The 16030-nt window shown below is 38.9% G+C and carries 21 protein-coding genes; 16 read left to right on the plus strand and 5 right to left on the minus strand.

The features are described from left to right. The first annotated feature begins 88 nt into the window (after positions 1–88). From EP1X_RS01965 to EP1X_RS02035, 15 genes are all read left to right on the plus strand, one after another. Positions 89–1801 (plus strand): 2-oxoacid:acceptor oxidoreductase subunit alpha, encoded by a 1713-nt coding sequence (locus tag EP1X_RS01965; protein ID WP_055281176.1) that lies wholly within the window; start codon positions 89–91, stop codon positions 1799–1801. Further along, entirely contained in the window at positions 1798–2670 is an 873-nt protein-coding gene (locus EP1X_RS01970) for a thiamine pyrophosphate-dependent enzyme (RefSeq protein ID WP_055281177.1), read from the plus strand. The genes EP1X_RS01965 and EP1X_RS01970 overlap by 4 nt, the downstream gene beginning before the upstream one ends. 94 nt (positions 2671–2764) lie before the next feature. After that, complete coding sequence (locus EP1X_RS01975; RefSeq protein WP_055281178.1) at positions 2765–3991, plus strand: FprA family A-type flavoprotein; 1227 nt, start codon at positions 2765–2767, stop codon at positions 3989–3991. A 171-nt stretch (positions 3992–4162) separates the two neighbouring features. Beyond that, positions 4163–4705, plus strand: coding sequence for a ferritin family protein (locus tag EP1X_RS01980; RefSeq protein WP_172672583.1), 543 nt, complete (start codon positions 4163–4165; stop codon positions 4703–4705). Between the two features lie 9 nt (positions 4706–4714). Beyond that, positions 4715–5806, plus strand: a complete 1092-nt coding sequence (locus tag EP1X_RS01985) for an NAD(P)/FAD-dependent oxidoreductase (RefSeq protein ID WP_055281181.1) — start codon at positions 4715–4717, stop codon at positions 5804–5806. An 86-nt stretch (positions 5807–5892) separates the two neighbouring features. Beyond that, positions 5893–6408, plus strand: a complete 516-nt coding sequence (locus EP1X_RS01990; protein WP_055281182.1) for a rubrerythrin family protein — start codon at positions 5893–5895, stop codon at positions 6406–6408. A 76-nt stretch (positions 6409–6484) separates the two neighbouring features. Beyond that, positions 6485–6649, plus strand: a complete 165-nt coding sequence (rd, locus tag EP1X_RS01995) for a rubredoxin (RefSeq protein WP_055281184.1) — start codon at positions 6485–6487, stop codon at positions 6647–6649. A gap of 11 nt (positions 6650–6660) precedes the next feature. Then, complete coding sequence (locus EP1X_RS02000; protein WP_055281185.1) at positions 6661–7008, plus strand: class II SORL domain-containing protein; 348 nt, start codon at positions 6661–6663, stop codon at positions 7006–7008. Positions 7009–7095: 87 nt separating this feature from the next. Then, positions 7096–7716 carry a hypothetical protein gene (locus tag EP1X_RS02005; protein WP_055281187.1) on the plus strand — a complete coding sequence of 207 codons (621 nt, stop codon included), beginning with the start codon at positions 7096–7098 and terminating at the stop codon, positions 7714–7716. A 94-nt stretch (positions 7717–7810) separates the two neighbouring features. Beyond that, positions 7811–8332 carry a ferritin family protein gene (locus EP1X_RS02010; RefSeq protein ID WP_055281189.1) on the plus strand — a complete coding sequence of 174 codons (522 nt, stop codon included), beginning with the start codon at positions 7811–7813 and terminating at the stop codon, positions 8330–8332. Positions 8333–8392: 60 nt separating this feature from the next. Further along, the gene (locus tag EP1X_RS02015) at positions 8393–9202 is read left to right on the plus strand and encodes a ZIP family metal transporter (RefSeq protein WP_055281191.1); all 810 of its coding nucleotides are present in this window, start codon (positions 8393–8395) and stop codon (positions 9200–9202) included. Between the two features lie 79 nt (positions 9203–9281). Then, positions 9282–10184, plus strand: a complete 903-nt coding sequence (locus EP1X_RS02020; RefSeq protein ID WP_055281193.1) for a glycine betaine ABC transporter substrate-binding protein — start codon at positions 9282–9284, stop codon at positions 10182–10184. A gap of 26 nt (positions 10185–10210) precedes the next feature. Further along, on the plus strand, positions 10211–11305 hold the full coding sequence (locus EP1X_RS02025) for an ABC transporter ATP-binding protein (protein ID WP_055281195.1): 1095 nt from the start codon (positions 10211–10213) through the stop codon (positions 11303–11305). Between the two features lie 9 nt (positions 11306–11314). Continuing rightward, a complete protein-coding gene (locus EP1X_RS02030; protein ID WP_055281197.1) occupies positions 11315–11947 on the plus strand; it encodes an ABC transporter permease in 633 nt (210 codons plus the stop codon). Continuing rightward, on the plus strand, positions 11934–12551 hold the full coding sequence (locus tag EP1X_RS02035; protein WP_055281199.1) for an ABC transporter permease: 618 nt from the start codon (positions 11934–11936) through the stop codon (positions 12549–12551). Before EP1X_RS02030 ends, EP1X_RS02035 begins: the two co-directional genes overlap by 14 nt. A gap of 131 nt (positions 12552–12682) precedes the next feature. On the opposite strand, the gene EP1X_RS02040 is transcribed toward EP1X_RS02035, so the two are convergent. The 3 genes from EP1X_RS02040 to EP1X_RS02050 all read right to left on the minus strand — a co-directional run bounded on the left by EP1X_RS02040 (position 12683) and on the right by EP1X_RS02050 (position 14293). Then, a complete protein-coding gene (locus EP1X_RS02040; protein WP_253276528.1) occupies positions 12683–13141 on the minus strand; it encodes a ferritin family protein in 459 nt (152 codons plus the stop codon). A 243-nt stretch (positions 13142–13384) separates the two neighbouring features. Beyond that, positions 13385–13729, minus strand: coding sequence for a ferritin family protein (locus EP1X_RS02045; RefSeq protein ID WP_055281203.1), 345 nt, complete (start codon positions 13727–13729; stop codon positions 13385–13387). Positions 13730–13816: 87 nt separating this feature from the next. Further along, positions 13817–14293 carry a ferritin family protein gene (locus EP1X_RS02050; protein ID WP_055281205.1) on the minus strand — a complete coding sequence of 159 codons (477 nt, stop codon included), beginning with the start codon at positions 14291–14293 and terminating at the stop codon, positions 13817–13819. 111 nt (positions 14294–14404) lie between these two features. Here EP1X_RS02050 and EP1X_RS02055 point away from each other — a divergent pair, with 111 nt between their 5' ends. Further along, the gene (locus tag EP1X_RS02055; RefSeq protein WP_055281207.1) at positions 14405–14929 is read left to right on the plus strand and encodes a GNAT family N-acetyltransferase; all 525 of its coding nucleotides are present in this window, start codon (positions 14405–14407) and stop codon (positions 14927–14929) included. A 54-nt stretch (positions 14930–14983) separates the two neighbouring features. Here the strand turns inward: EP1X_RS02055 and EP1X_RS02060 are convergent, their stop codons facing one another. Further along, the gene (locus EP1X_RS02060; RefSeq protein WP_055281208.1) at positions 14984–15484 is read right to left on the minus strand and encodes a PUA domain-containing protein; all 501 of its coding nucleotides are present in this window, start codon (positions 15482–15484) and stop codon (positions 14984–14986) included. Then, a complete protein-coding gene (locus EP1X_RS02065) occupies positions 15468–15989 on the minus strand; it encodes a YkgJ family cysteine cluster protein (RefSeq protein WP_055281210.1) in 522 nt (173 codons plus the stop codon). The genes EP1X_RS02060 and EP1X_RS02065 overlap by 17 nt, the downstream gene beginning before the upstream one ends. Between the last annotated feature and the right edge of the window lie 41 nt (positions 15990–16030).

Below are 16030 nucleotides of genomic sequence, written 5' to 3' on the forward strand. Positions count from 1 at the left end.
ATTATTAGGATTCCAAAAGAAAATTATATAAACCTAACTCACAAACCTTATTATGACGAAAGTCGAACTTAATGTGAGGGATTGAGATATGGTTGAGTTTAAAGAAGATGTTTCTATTGTTTTGGGTGGTGCAGCAGGGCAGGGAATTCAAACCGTGGAGGAAATCTTAACAAGGGTTTTGAAACTTTCTGGATACAATGTCTATGCGAATAAAGAATATATGTCTCGAGTGAGAGGAGGTATAAATACAACCGAAATAAGGGTTTCTTCTAAGAAAGTAAGGGCCTTTATAAAGAGAATTGACATTCTAATTCCCTTCAAGCGTGGAGTTTTACCTTGGCTGCAAAATAGGCTCTCAGAAAATACGGTTGTTCTTGGAGAGCGAGAAAACGTCGAAGAGGAATTTATGGAGAAGATTACTTTTGTTGAAGTTCCTTTTAACAAAATGGCAAAAGATGTGGGCAGTCCTTTATATCTAAACACAATAGCTGCTGGAATAGCAGTTGGTCTCTTCCATGGGGATTTTGAGATTCTCAAAAAGTACTTAATGAAGAGATTTGGCTCTAAAGGCGAGGATGTAGTCTCTAAAAATATTGAGGCGGCTGAAAAAGGATATAACCTTGGTGTAAAGTTGTGTGAAGAAAAGACCATTGGAATCGATGTGAAAAAAGATGAGAGAGTTAAGGAAGAAGTACTCTTGAGTGGCACTGAGGCTATTGCTTTGGGGGCCATTGCTGGAGGAATGAACGTTCTAACTTTTTACCCAATGAGTCCGTCAACTGGAGTTGCTGTTTTTTCCGCTCAACATGCAGAAGAGTTCGAGATAATTGTGGAACAAACGGAAGATGAAATTGCAGCAATAAATATGGCACTGGGCGCATGGTTTGCTGGTGCAAGAGGAATAGTCACAACTTCCGGTGGAGGATTTGCTTTAATGAGTGAGGCCCTAAGCTTGGCTGGAATGGCAGAGAACCCAATAGTAATTCATCTAGCTCAAAGGCCAGGCCCGGCAACTGGTTTACCTACAAGGACACTGCAAAGCGATTTGAACCTTGTCCTATACTCTGGACATGGTGAGTTCCCACGTATAGTTCTTGCTCCGGGGAGCATAGAAGAGGCGTTCTACCTAACAGCTACTGCGTTCAACTTGGCGGATAAGTATCAGGTTCCTGTGATAATTCTCACTGATCAATACTTTGTTGATACATACTATAACTTGCCAGAGTTCGATTTGAGTGAACTTAAGCTTGAGAAACATATAGTCGAGACAGACGAAAACTATAAGCGCTACCTCCTCACAGAAGATGGTATCTCTCCGAGGGGAATACCTGGTTATGGAAAAGGAGTTATAATAGCAAATGGAAATGAACACGATGAATGGGGAGATATTACAGAAGATGAAGAACTCTCGAGACTTATGCAGGAGAAAAGGGCCATTAAAAAGCTCATGACAATAAGAAAAAATGCAATGATGCCGGAGCTTATTGGAAGTGAAGACGCGAGGTACCTTGTTATTAGTTGGGGTTCAACATATCATGTAATAAAAGAGGCTCTTGAGAGTCTTAGAAGGAAAGACATCGCATTTTTACATTTTAAATGGCTTTATCCACTACCAGATGCTGTTAAAGAACTATTGGAGGATAAAGTGCTAATTGATATTGAGCAGAACGTTACAGCTCAGTTTGCGGAACTCCTAAAGAAAGAATTTGGAGTAAGCGTGGACCACAAGATTTTGAAGTATGATGGGAGGCCTTTCTCAGTTGAGGAGATTCTTGATGCTCTTAAGGGGGTGTTAGAATGACCTCTCCAATGCTTTTTGAACCAAACAGGCCAGGAAGTAAGGATGTAGCGTGGTGCCCCGGATGTGGGAATTTTGGAATTAGAAACATCTTAAGGAAGGTTTTTGCTGAGCTTAATCTAACGCCTCAAGAAGTAGTGATCATAAGCGGAATAGGTCAGGCTGCAAAGATGCCCCACTACATAAAGGTCAATGGTTATCACACACTTCATGGGCGTTCAATACCCATAGCGACTGCTGTAAAGGCAGCTAATCCAAAGCTTACCGTGATAGCGGAAGGTGGGGACGGGGATATGTATGCCGAAGGAGGGAATCATTTCCTTCACGCAATAAGAAGGAACCCCGACATCACGATCCTCATCCATGACAACCAAATTTATGGGCTTACCAAAGGTCAGGCTTCCCCCACAACGATGCTTGGAATGAAAACTCCAACTCAACCTTGGGGTGTCTTTGAAGAGCCATTTAACCCAATAGCATTAGCAATAGCCCTCGATGCATCATTTGTTGCGAGAACTTTCATGGGGTACTTCGAGGAAAGTGCAGAAATTATAAAGAAAGCAATTCAGCACAAAGGATTAGCTATAGTGGATATATTTCACCCCTGTGTAAGCTTCAACAAGATAAATACCTACGAATGGTACCACAAGCATACATACTGGATGGAAGATCATGATCCATACAATAGGGAAGAGGCTTTTAAAAGGGCAATAGAAACTGATCCTCTTCCACTTGGAATATTCTACATCCACGAGAAACCAACATTTGAAGAGCAAGTTACAGCTTATAAGAAGGACAAAACACCATTATGGCAGAGAAAACCAAAACTTGGGCAGATTAAGGAGATTTTGGAGGCAAAGAAAGGCTTTTAATTTTGTTATCCCCTTCTTGAGGTATTTGAGTTTTTTGAAAAGTGAAAAACCTTTTATATTTTTGATTTCTGAACTAAATTGGGGTGATGAAAAAATGTCAAAGGTTTGGATTGAGAAGCTTTTAGAAGAGCCAGAACTCTACCTTTTGAGAATTGATGATGACCAGATAAGATATTTTGAAGCTACGTGGGATATCCCAGAGGGAATAACGTACAATGCCTATTTGATGAAAACAGATAATGCTGTTATACTCTTTGATGCTTGGAAAAAAGATTATACGGAAGAATTTCTTGAGGCACTTTCTAGCATTGTTGATCCTAAGGAGATAACCCATATTGTAGTCCATCATATGGAACCTGACCATAGTGGAGCACTACCGAAAGTGCTTGAGGCCAACGGCTATAAAGCGAAAATAATTGGGACAATATTTGCAAAAAGACTTCTAGATGCATTTTTTGGGATAAAGGAGAATGTTCATGCAATTAAAGACGGAGAAGAGCTTAGGATAGGAAACAGAACTTTTAAATTTATAACAGTTCCATGGCTGCACTGGCCCGATACAATGATAACGTACTTGGTTGAGGACAAGATAATCTTTGGCTGTGATGTTGGAGGAGGCTACTCAATACCTGAGGCAATAGATGATAGTGATGATGAAATTGTGGAGAAGTACCTTCCATATGTAACGAAGTATATTGTAACTGTCATTGGCCACTATCACAAGTACATTGTAGAAAATCTCGAGAAAATAAAGAATCTGGGTATCGTGAACGATGTTAAAATGATTCTCCCTGGCCATGGTTTAATATGGCGTAAAAACCCGCAGAGGATTTTTGAATACTATGCAAAAGTTGGAGCTGGGGTTCCAACAAAGGGAAAAGTTCTAGTGGTCTATGATTCAATGTATGGATTTGTTGAAAAAAGTATCCAAATAGCTATTGATGAATTAAGGAAACAAGGGTTTAATCCAGTAGTTTACAAGTTTACAGATAAAGAAGCACCAGCAGTTAGTGATATCCTTGGAGAAGTTCCCGATAGTGAGGCCTTGATAATTGGGGCTTCGACTTATGAAGCAAACATCCATCCCCGCATAAGATACACTCTTTACGAGCTACTTGATAAAGCCAACTACGAAAAACCTGTGCTTATACTTGGTACTTTTGGATGGGCAGGAGTTGCAGGAAGAGAAATAGAGACGCTCATCAAAAGATCAAAGTTCGACCATGTGGATACCATTGAGGTAAAAGGTCAAACCACTCCAGAAGACGAAGTACGGATAAGGGAAGGTATGAGAAAGCTCATCCAGAAGCTTAGGAAATGACTCTTCTTTAAATTTTTAAATGTTATATTTTTCTGAAAACTCGCTTCTCAGGAAGAAATAAGTCTCATCTAAAACTCGATATTATCTTTTTTGTTTTTGAATGGGAACTATTAGGATCGTTTTGGATACTCTTAAATAGAAGCTATGAAAAATATTATTGGGGTAATGTCAATGGAAGAAGAAATTGTTAAAAAATTGGAGAAACTGCCTGAAAAGGAGATTTTAGGATATGCAATTGCATCTGAGGAGGATGCAAAACAGTTCTACCTAAAACTTGCCGAGGGAAAAGGTGAGTTAATAGGGGAATTCTTTAAAGACCTTGCAAAGGCCGAACAGGCCCATAAAACACTTCTACTAAACCTTTATGATAGGATCTTTGGGGATAAAGAGTATACAGTCCCAGAAAACGTCCCATTTGTAGAGAGTACGGTTAATATTGTAACTCTAGGAAACTTAGTGGAGGCATTAAAAACAGCCCTCATGAATGAAAAGACTGCTGAAAGAGTTTACACTCTTTTGGCTCAAAAACTTCCCGAACATAAAGTCCTTTTTGATTTCCTAGCTGCACAGGAAAAAGCCCACTATAAAGCTATTGAAGCTCATAAGGAGTATCTTGAAGGGCTGATGAGAGGAAAGCCCGAATATACCGAAATACCAGCGCATGTAATATTTAATCAAGTGGAGATATATTACAAACCTAGAACTCAACCATGAGGGAATTTTATGGGGCTTTTGATTGTTGGAAATGGCCCTGGGGGAGTTGAATTAGCAAAGCAGCTTTCCGACGAATATGAGGTAACTATTATAGAGCAGGAGGATCTTCCTTACTATATCAAACCTATGTTGAGTCATTACATAGCAGGGACTGTAAAAAAGGAGAAACTTTTTCCTTATTCGCTTGAGTGGTATGAAAATAAAGGGATAGAGCTAAGATTGGAGACTAAAGCAGAGGTTATAGATAGAGCCCGTAAAAAATTGATAACGAGTGCAGGGGAACTTCCTTATGATCTTCTCGTAATAGCTACAGGGGCCAGACCTAGGGAACCAATGATAGAAGGAAAAGAGAATCTAATGCCACTCAGAACATTAAGAGATGCAGAGAAAATAAAGCAACTGGTTGAAAATAAAGGTGATGTTCTTATCGTTGGAGGGGGATTTATAGGGCTTGAACTGGCAGGCAACTTATCAAAAGCTGGCTATAGGGTTAAACTTGTCCATAGAGGAAGTAACCTTCTTGGCCTTGATAATGAGCTTACAGAGCTGATAATAGAAGAGCTTGCATCTAAAGGTGTGGAGTTCTATTTAAATGCCAATGTATTAAAAGCTGATAGAGAAGGCGTTTTCACTGAGAAGGGCTATATAGAGGGAAGAGTAAAGATCTGTGCAATAGGGATAATCCCAAACAAAGAACTTGCCCTGAAGAGTGGCATTCATGCAGGCAGGGGAATTTTAATTGATGAGCGATTCAGGACTTCAGCTCGAGATGTCTATGCTATTGGGGACTGTGCAGAATATAACGAAATAATCTGTGGAACAGCTAAAGGTGCAATGGGACATGCGAAAGTTCTTGCAAATCTCATACGGGGTGAAGAAGATAGGTATGCTTTTGAGTTTCGTTCTACCGTTTTTAAGTTTGGTGACTTCCCTATAGCTATCATAGGGGAAACAAAGGGGGATGGGAACTGGCTAGATGATAAAACAAAGGTATTTCTTAAGGAAGGAAAAGTTGTTGGGGCAGTTATCATTAAAGATGTGAAAAGGGCATTAGAACTTGAAAGGAAAATAAAGTCTAGAGTTAGCATTAACGAACTTTAATATTTCCTCTCCTCTTTATAAGTTTCGGATAGAAAACCTTTTATATTTCTCTATCGAATTAATAATGTCGTTTTGGGGTGGTAGCTATGGTAGTCGAAAGAAAAATGACGAAGAAGTTTCTTGAAGATGCATATGCAGGAGAAAGCCAAGCGCATATGAGATATCTAATTTTTGCGGATGTTGCTGAAAGGGAAGGATTCCCTAATATAGCAAAGCTCTTTAGAGCAATAGCTTTTGCTGAGCTTGTACATGCTAAAAATCATTATCAAGCACTTGGCAACATTAAGGACACTCCTAGCAACCTTCAGGTAGCAATAGATGGGGAGACTTTTGAAGTCGAAGAAATGTATCCAGTTTACAAAGCAACTGCTGAGCTCCAGGGTGAGAAAGAGGCTGTGAGGAGTACTCATTATGCCTTAGAGGCAGAAAAAATTCATGCAGAGCTTTACAAGGAAGCCAAAGAACTGGCGGAACAGAAAAAGGATCTTGAAATAAAGAAGGTCTACATATGTCCAGTATGCGGATACACGGTTATAGATGAGGCTCCTGAGTATTGTCCAGTATGCGGGGCTTCAAGAGAAAAGTTTGTAGTTTTTGAGTGATCTTTCATTCTTTAACCATATTGGTTTGGAGCACAAACTTTTTAAGGTCGATCTAATAATATTAGGTGGTGGAAACATGGCAAAGTGGAAATGTATAGTATGTGGGTATATATACGATGAGGAAACAGGAGATCCAGATAGTGGAGTTAATCCAGGAACAAAGTTTGAGGAAATCCCAGATGATTGGGTATGCCCGCTCTGTGGGGCTCCAAAAGATATGTTTGAGAAGATAGAGGATTGAGGTGATTGAAAATGATTAGTGGAACTATAAGAAGTGGGGATTGGAAAGGAGAAAAACATGTACCTGTTATAGAGTACAAAAAAGAAGATGATTTAGTAAAAGTAAAAGTTCAAGTTGGTAAGGAAATTCCACATCCAAATACTCCTGAACATCATATAGCTTGGATTGAACTTTATTTCCACCCAGAGGGTGAGAACTTTCCTATACTTGTTGGCAGGGCAGAATTTGCAAACCACACAGATCCCCTAACAGAGCCCATAGCTAAATTCTTCTTTAAGACGACTAAAAAAGGGAAGCTTCATGCTTTAAGCTATTGTAATATTCATGGTCTCTGGGAAAATGAGATTGTATTTGAGTGATTTTTCTTAAACTTTTTTCAAGATATCCGGAAGATTTATTTACTTTTCTGTATAAACATAATAGTCAAAGACGTGGATGATGAGAACATGGTTGACCAATATCAAATCTTCATGAGTGTTGGTGGTATTTTGGTGCTTGCGGGAATTTTTCTTACATGGAACTTATCACAGCAAATAGAAAAAGTAAGGCTCAGAGGTAGGCGACTCTCTCGCTATATTCTTCTTGGAGGGATTTTAACGTCGCTTGGATTTATCGCTACCATGTTTGAGATTCATGAAGCCGTCATAAGTGTTGCGATTCTCTTGGGACCTGCCATGATAGCATATTCCCTCTCCGAGAGTAAGCTTGTGAAAGCAACTTGGACAATGCTCTTGCAAATAGTGCTTATAATGGCCTCTACAGTTTTTGTTGAGGAGAAAGGATTTTATGTCGTTGAATTGGGGTCCTCAGTTTCCTTGATTCTACTTATTAATGCAATTGCAGGATACATTAGAACGCCAGAAAATTACAAAACACTCGCAAAAATTTCCTCTTGGGTATTCGTGATCTTTATCTGGCTCAATGCACTTCAATCTACTAGAACAATGGCCCCAGTAGTCTATTTGTTGTCGCTCGTCATTTGGATTTATACTCTTGTGAGATTGCACTATGTAGCTAGAATCCGATTTAGCAATCTCGAGATAGAATCTCAGTATACCCGTGAATAGTTTTTTGTTATTTAAAAACCTCATCAAATGGAAAGGTTTTAGTATAAGGGGGTTCTATTAGATAATATCAGGTTTTTGAAATGAGGTGAGAGAAATGGTAGTTGATATGGATATGGGGATCCCTCTTGAGAGGGTAAATGAATTCTCCCTTAAGGAACTTTTGGGAATGGCTATAAAGGCCGAAATTGGGGCAAGGGATTTTTATAGAAGCATGGCTGAGAATGTGGGTGTAGAAACCTTAAAAAAGAAGCTTGAGTTCCTTGCAGGTGAAGAGGAAAAGCATGAGGAGTTTTTAAGAAAGCTTTATGCTCAGTCTTTCCCGGGAGAAGATATTGTATTTCCGAAAGAACATGTAGGACCTGAGTTGAAACCGGTTTTAGAGAAAGTTAAAGATGTTCACGATATATTAGAGCTTATTCGTTGGGCAATGGAGGCCGAAAGAATAGCTAAAGAGTTTTATTCAAAGCTTGAAGATATGACGGAAGACAATGCTAAAAAAGGCCTTCTTAGGTATCTTGCTTCTATGGAAAATACTCACTACTTCATCCTGAAGACAGAGTACGACCTTCTCCTTGACTGGGAGATGTACTCTCAAATGATGCATGTTGGTCCATAATCCTTTGTTTTTGGCAATTTTATAATATTTCAACATTTTATTTATTAGGGTGGGCTAAAAGTGTTAGAGAACTCTATTGCAGGACTTGGAGAGTACCTACTCAACATATCTGGGGGTAATCTCATAGTAGTCTCTTTCTATGCGGGTCTCTTTGTAGCAATAATGACTACATTGGGTTCTTTATTGGCCATATTCTACAATAAACTGCCAGATTGGGGAATTGATGTGAGTCTATCTTTTGCTGCTGGAGTCATGATTGTGGCTAGTTTCACCAGCTTAATACTACCAGCGATTGAATTTACAAATAGTTTTACTCCAGCAGGAATTGGAATACTTTTAGGAATATTGCTTATCTATGCTATAGACAGGTTTATACCTCATGAACATCTGGTTAAGGGATATGAGGGTCCGAAAGAGCTGAAGGATAGGCTCAGAGTGGTTTGGCTCATAGTTCTTGCTGTTGTAATTCACAATCTTCCTGAAGGCCTTGCAGTGGGCACTTCAATAGTCTTTGATCTAAGGACCGGTATTATCACAGCTATAGCGATAGGTATTCAAGATTTTCCTGAGGGAGCGGTGATTTCTCTTCCTCTTGCAACTCTCCAAAAGAAACGGCTCCAACCAATTCTAATGGGGAGTTTAAGTGGTGTAGCGGAAATGATCATGGTGCTTGTTGGTGCACTCTTCTTTACAACATTTCGCAGTCTCCTTCCTTACGGTTTGGGCCTAGCAGGGGGGGCAATGCTTTACGTAACTGTGAAAGAAATGATTCCGGAGATATACAAAAGGGAGGAAAATGAGCTTTATGTAACCCTTGGATTCTTCATTGGCTTCTATGTAATGCTCTTCTTGGATTCTATGCTAGGTTAGTTCGAACTCTATACTTTTACTTTTAATTTTTCGAAAAGTTTATTAAAATGCTCGAACAATATAGTAAAGGTGTGTAAGAATGCACAAATCAGCTGCTTTGATTGTAGGAAGCTTGGTTTTGGTTTCTTTTCTAAGTGGGTGCATAAGTGAAAAAGAAGAAGTCCCTACAATAGTTATTGGCTCTAAACCATTCAATGAACAGTACATTTTGGCCCATATGATAGCTCTCCTCTTAGAGAATAATGGCTATAAGGCTGAGGTAAAAGAGGGGCTTGGTGGGACACTAGTAAATTATGAAGCATTGAAGAAGGGCCAAATTCATATTTATGTTGAGTACACTGGAACAGCATACAATAATATCCTTAAACTTGATCCTCCAGAAAATTGGGATCCTGATTATGTATATGAGAAGAGTAAAGAGGAAATGCTCAGTCGTGATGGTGTTTTAACGGTTGTAAAATTAGGTTTTAGAGACGACTATGCGATAGCTGTGAAGAAAGAATTTGCTGAGAAAAACGGCCTTCAAAAGTTGAGTGATTTAGCTCCATATGCTCCCAACATGGTTTTGGGTACAGATCCAGAATTTGCTACGAGACCAGACGGGTTGCCGAGGATTAAAGAGGTATATGGTTTCACATTTGGGGATGTTAAACAGATGGAACCCACATTAATGTATGAAGCTATAAAGAACGACCAAGTAGATGCAATTTCTGCTTACACCACAGATGCACGTGTTGATCTATTTGGTCTTAAGATACTTGAGGACGATAAAGGTGCCTTACCTCCCTATGATGCAGTTATACTTGTAAAGAAAGATTTTGCTGACAAATATCCTGAAATTATTGAAATTCTTAAGAAACTTGAGGGACTTATCGATACTGACACAATGAGAGTATTGAACTACAAATACGATGTAGAGAAAAAAGATGCTAGGGAGATAGCAAAAGAGTTTTTAATCGAAAAGGGCCTTATAAGTGGCTGATTTTTCTTTCCTTTTTGGTGAGGGACATGCTCTTTAATAAAATAGAAAATGTTAAACTCAAAAATGTGACAAAACGTTATGGGAATTTTAAAGCTGTTGATAACGTTAGTCTAGAAGTAGTTGGAGGTGAGCTTCTTATACTAATTGGACCAAGCGGTTCAGGGAAGACAACACTTTTGAGAACTATAAATAGACTTGTCGAGCCAGATGAAGGTGAGATCTTCATAAACGGGAAAAATGTGAAAGAATTTGATGTGGTGGAACTTAGGAGAAGTATAGGCTATGTAATTCAACAGATCGGTCTTTTTCCACATATGACAGTTAAAGAAAATATTGCTCTTCTTCCAAGACTTGAAGGATGGAGTGAGGAGGAAATTGAAAATAGAGTGAATGAACTTTTAGATCTTGTTGCCCTTCCAAGAGAGTTTGCTAACCGTTATCCTCATCAGCTAAGTGGAGGGCAGCAACAGCGTGTTGGTCTTGCTAGGGCGTTGGCTTTAAACCCGCCCTTACTTCTAATGGATGAACCATTTGGTGCTTTGGATCCTATCTTAAGGAAACAGCTTCAAGAGGAGTTTGCTAAGATAAAAGAGACCCTCGGGAGAACAATAGTGTTTGTAACACACGATATAGAAGAGGCCTTTAGACTAGGAGATAGAATTGCTATAATGAGGAAAGGTAAGCTTATTCAAGTTGGATATCCTGATGAACTGGTTTTAAATCCAGCCAACGAGTTTGTGGCTAGACTTGTAAATGCTGATAAAAAGTTTAAGCATCTTGACACTCTAAAAGTCAGGGACCTAATGATGCCTGTTGAACCTTATTTGGTGGAAGCTGGAGGGAAAAATCAGTTAATAAAATGGATGAAAGAAAAGGATGTTGAATTTGCTGTTCTCGTTGATAGAGGAGTGTTAAAAGGGATCGTAGAGCTTAAGACACTCTTGATCTCAAAAGATTTGGAGAAGGTAATTAAACAGCCCATGACGTTTTCGCCAGAGGACTCACTAGCTTCTGCTCTCGCTGAGATGAAAATGAAAAACACCTTTTTGGGTATTGTAGTGAAAAGAGAGAGACCGGTGGGGATACTCCTTGCAAGTGAAGTACTTCTAAAACTTTTGTGAGGGAAAGAAATGGACGTTCAGTGGGTGTGGGAGAGTCAAAAGCTAACTCAGAGAACGATAGAGCATCTGAGAATATTTAGTATCTCTTTGTTATTGGCTATACTCATAGGTGTTGCTTTAGGCCTATTCCTTTATCGTAGACCAAAACTTGCTTCATTAACTCTGAATATACTAAATGTGGTTGAAACAATCCCAACATTGGCTCTTCTTGTATTATTTCTTCCTATCTTGGGTATTGGAGAAAAACCTACTATAGCAGCTTCTGTACTCTATTCTATCCTCCCTATAGCGAGAAACACTTACACTGGATTAACAACGGTTGAGAGAAGTTACTTGGAGGTTGCTGAGGCAATAGGTCTAAGTGATAGGGAAATATTGATGAAGGTGAGGTTTCCATTGGCTTTACCTTTAATTGCAGCTGGGGTTAGGATAGCTGTCGTTTTTACGATGGGTGTGGTGACATTGGGTGGCCTGATAGCTGCTGGAGGTCTTGGGGCTCCAATTCAGACAGGCATCCACCTCTATGATAAGGAAATAATAATTGTCGCTGGTCTGTGGGTGGGAATCCTTGCGTTACTCTTAGACGGTATTGCAGCTTTGATTGAAAAGTACTTAAGGAGGCGTTATCGTGGTGGGGATTGAAAGAATTTTAAGTGCTTTCAGTGAACACATTGTTCTAACGTACGTCTCACTCTTTGTAAGTATCTCGGTTGGAATTCCTCTTGCAGTACTGGCACTTAAAAGCAAAAGACTTGCATCGATCATAATGGGGTTTGCGAACTTGGTACAGGCCATTCCCAGCTTTGCTGTTGTTGCAATAGTGGTGCCACTTCTTGGCATAGGGTTCACTCCTGCAATCTTTGCAATATTTCTCAGGGCCCTGCTTCCAATAGTCAAAAACACCTATGTGGGTCTTAGTGAGGTAGATGAAGCTATGATTGATGCCGCTGAGGGTATAGGGTTAACTGAATGGGAGATAATTCGCCATGTTCGCTTTCCCCATGCCTATCCAGCAATGTTTGCAGGTATAAAATTCGCAGCAGTTTTAGCTAACTCAATAGCAATCTTAACGGCTATAATTGGTTCTGGCGGTCTTGGAAGGCTGGTTTTTGAGGGTTTGGCAAGCTTTAACACAGATAAAATCTTAGCAGGCTCAATTCCTGCTATTCTTATGGCAGTTTTTATAGATGTAAGTTTCTCTTATGTTGAGAAGAAGATAACTCCTGAGGGAATTGGGAGTGAATGATACTCTTCTCTAGCTGGTCTTTTCCCTACCCTTTAGGGCAAGGCTTTCAAAAGAAAAAAGTAATGGGCTTTAAAGTAGATGGTTACTCCTAGAAAATAAAAATAATCCTGGAAGCTCAATATTCTCTAACTTCAATCTTTATGCTTTTCTATGAGTTCCTTTAGAAGTTTGTGGTGCTCCTTTTCATTTTCAACAAGAGCTTCTGCTAGTCCTTTAAAGAGGGGATGAGTCATCTTTTCGGCCATTTTTTGATATGTTTCGATCATATCCTTTTCAATTTCAAGATGCATTTCGGCAAATCTCTTTACAAGAAAACCCTGTTCTTTGCCCATTTCTATCTCCATAGGCTCTTTAACATGTTCATACCCTTTTCTCACTTTTTCGAGCTCTTTTTGTGCTTCTAGAATAGCTTTCATCAAGTGTTTATGGACAATTGTGTCAACAGCTATCTTACTTACAACCGCCTCAACATCTGTGTACTTCAAACCTTGGCCTCTTAATTTCGCAAGCCCTTCAGTATAGCTTTTAGCAGCTTCATTCTCAACATCCGCTGCTTTTTTTACAAGAGGTTCGACCATCGGAATCACCACTTCGTATTATCGTATTTGGAAGTTATATATTTTTCTCACTGGGGGATGAAGAAGACTCAAAGTCCATAGTGAAAACTCGATATTGTTTGAGAAACTCCCCAAATAAGTTCGAGAACGTATATAGAAATTATCTTCGCATAAGACATGTTACAGAAGACTTGGTTTGAAGCCTTGTTTAAAAAATAAAGTACAAAGATCTTCCAATAGGGCGATTGTCTGGATTTTTGAAGCTTCTTGGAGGTATTATCTTTTGGGCGGGAAGACCTCTTCCGAAAGGGAGGGGTAGTTCACTTCTGTTTTAATTCCCGTTAATTCTTCAACTTCTTCGAAACCATCCTTAAGTTCATTAAGCTGTTCAGGATCTAGATTAAGCAGAAGAGCCATGAACTCTCCTACATGGGCTTTTTCTTCTTTTGCCACATCTAAAAATACTTTCTTTATGTTTTCGTCTTCTATTAATGTTGCAAATTGTTCATAGAATGTTATGGCATCTAGTTCTGCGATGATGGCCCATCTTAGGGCCTGAGCAATTTCTTCTTTTGATAGGGATTTTTCACGAGATATCGAAATAGGGTTTAATCCCAACATATCTATCACCGATTTTATTTAGTTTTCAAACTAGATAAGTTTTTTCTCTAGAAATTCACATGTTCTTTTCGAAAATCTCCTCTTGGACTAATCTACCTCAAGACTGAAGTCTTGATAATCCATCCAGATGCCAGTTTTCATAACAGAATCGTATTGGGCCTTAAGAAGTTCATAATGGGATTTTTCAACTTTTGCAAGTTCATCGAATATTTTTCTCACATTTTTGTCCTTAGCTTCCTCTGCAGCTTTCTCATAAAATTCCCAAGTCCTTTTTTCCTGTTCCATTCCTATTTCCACAGCCTTGACTTCACTTAGTTCTCCTTCATATTTTGGGATTAACGTTTCAAACATCTCTTTGGTAACGGAGGGGAGTTCACACTTTTCTACAAGTTTATTGATAAAATTTTTCTCAAAAATATCCCAGTGTTCAGCTTCTTCATGTGCCAAGAAGAGAAACATCTTTTTGGCCTTTTCATCACTTGCTTTTTTGGCCATCTCAATATAAAACTTTAATTCGGCTTTTTCTACCTCTAAAGCTATCGCTAAAGCTTCAAGTTCGTTCATAATACCACCATTTCTTATTTTATCTTATCTCCTAATTAACTTTTTGACCTATTTTCTGTTTCATCCGTTGGATTTATTAGCCACTTTTCTTAATTTTAATATGGTGAGAGCATGAGAATAACTAGGGTTAGAACTCCATTAGAACTTAAAGATGAGTTGGTAAAGTTTGTTTTCCGCGTCTATCAAGGAACCAATGGAGCATATCCAGCCCTTGAATGGGTAGAAAATAAACCAAGTATAGATGATTTTGAGGGCTTTAAGAGAGTATATGAGCCATTCCTTGAGTTTAGACTTGGAAAAGAGTTTGATGAACTGTATTTGGGAACTGAAGAAGAGAAAGTCATTGGTACCATAGCTCTCGTTTACAATCTTGAAGGCAAAGATGTGTGGTGGGTGCCAGAGGATATCAAAGATGAAGAGACAGGTCTTATAGAGTTTTTCATGGTGGATCCTGCATACAAAGGTAAGGGCTACGGTTCACAGCTTCTTGAATTTGCCGTGGAACGTTTAAGAGAATTGAAAAAAGAGCCATATATAATAACGTTTCCAAATCTCGAAGCTTATAGCTACTATCTAAAGAAGGGTTTCAAAAAGATCATGGACTACAAAGAGTTCGTAGTGCTGAAGAAAGAATAACCACCCTTTTATTATCTTTTGAGGCTGTGTTTTCATTATAGGATAGAGAAGATGTCAACGGTGTCTTCTAATAAACTCTCCTATATCAGTAATATTTTTGATAAATTTTCTTTCGCTTTGGGGATTTATTAAGCCTAGTCCAAGAATTATGCCTTCTTCGTTCATAACGACTATTTTTTTACTGCCCTGCCAGACGTATTCCCTAACCCCATTCTTTGGAACATCTTTTCCTGTAGTAAAGAGAAATGCCGGTTTGGGTTTCAAAATTGCATAGTTTTTCTTTATCTCTACAAAGTAAAAGAACTCGATGTTAGGGTAAAATTTCTCAACGAGGTTCTTATCCTTTTTAATCGTCCCAACAAATGTTCCAAAAGAGTAGGGGTGTATTTTTAAGTCTTCTATTTCTCTCCAAATCTTTTCATTTACAGCATAAATGTCTATAAATTTTCCCTCAACTACACCAAAGAAGTTATGTTTCAGCTCTCCAAACTTTTCTGCTTCTTTTGTTATTAGTTCAAGCTCTTGTGGTAATGCCCTTCTATAATGGAGCTCCATTCTCGCCACCATTCAGAAGTCTGTTTAAACTATCTAAATCAGTTTTCTTAAACTCTCTGTGGAATTTTATGCCTAGCTCGGCTATCTGTTCTCTTGTTATAACGTTTCCTCCCTCTCCGAGTCCAGGGCAATTCTCGTCATAATAAAGCCAAAACTTTTCTCCATTGTACTCAAACGGTTCCTCCCCTTCAATGCCAAGGGGTTTGTGAGAGACCATGAACGGATAGATCTGGCAGACTAAAGGGTTGTAATCGTGGATTTTGCATTTCCCTGTTTCTGGATCGTGAAAGATGCACCCCAAATCCCATTCCCTGTATGCAAGTACGAAGCGGATCCTTTCTCCTTCTGCAGTTAAAAGCATGAATTCTTGTGGGTCATGACCATGGTTTATTATTTTCTCAATATCTGAAAGGGTTAAATAGATAAATCTACCCCGACAACAATCAAGGCAGAATTTACACTCAAAGTTTACGTCCCTTGTTAATGGTCTTGGTTTGAACCGCACTTTTTAACCCTCATGAAAAGCTATCCTCAAAACTTTTAAAT

It is taken from the genome of Thermococcus sp. EP1, assembly GCF_001317345.1.
Lineage (GTDB): Archaea > Methanobacteriota_B > Thermococci > Thermococcales > Thermococcaceae > Thermococcus_A.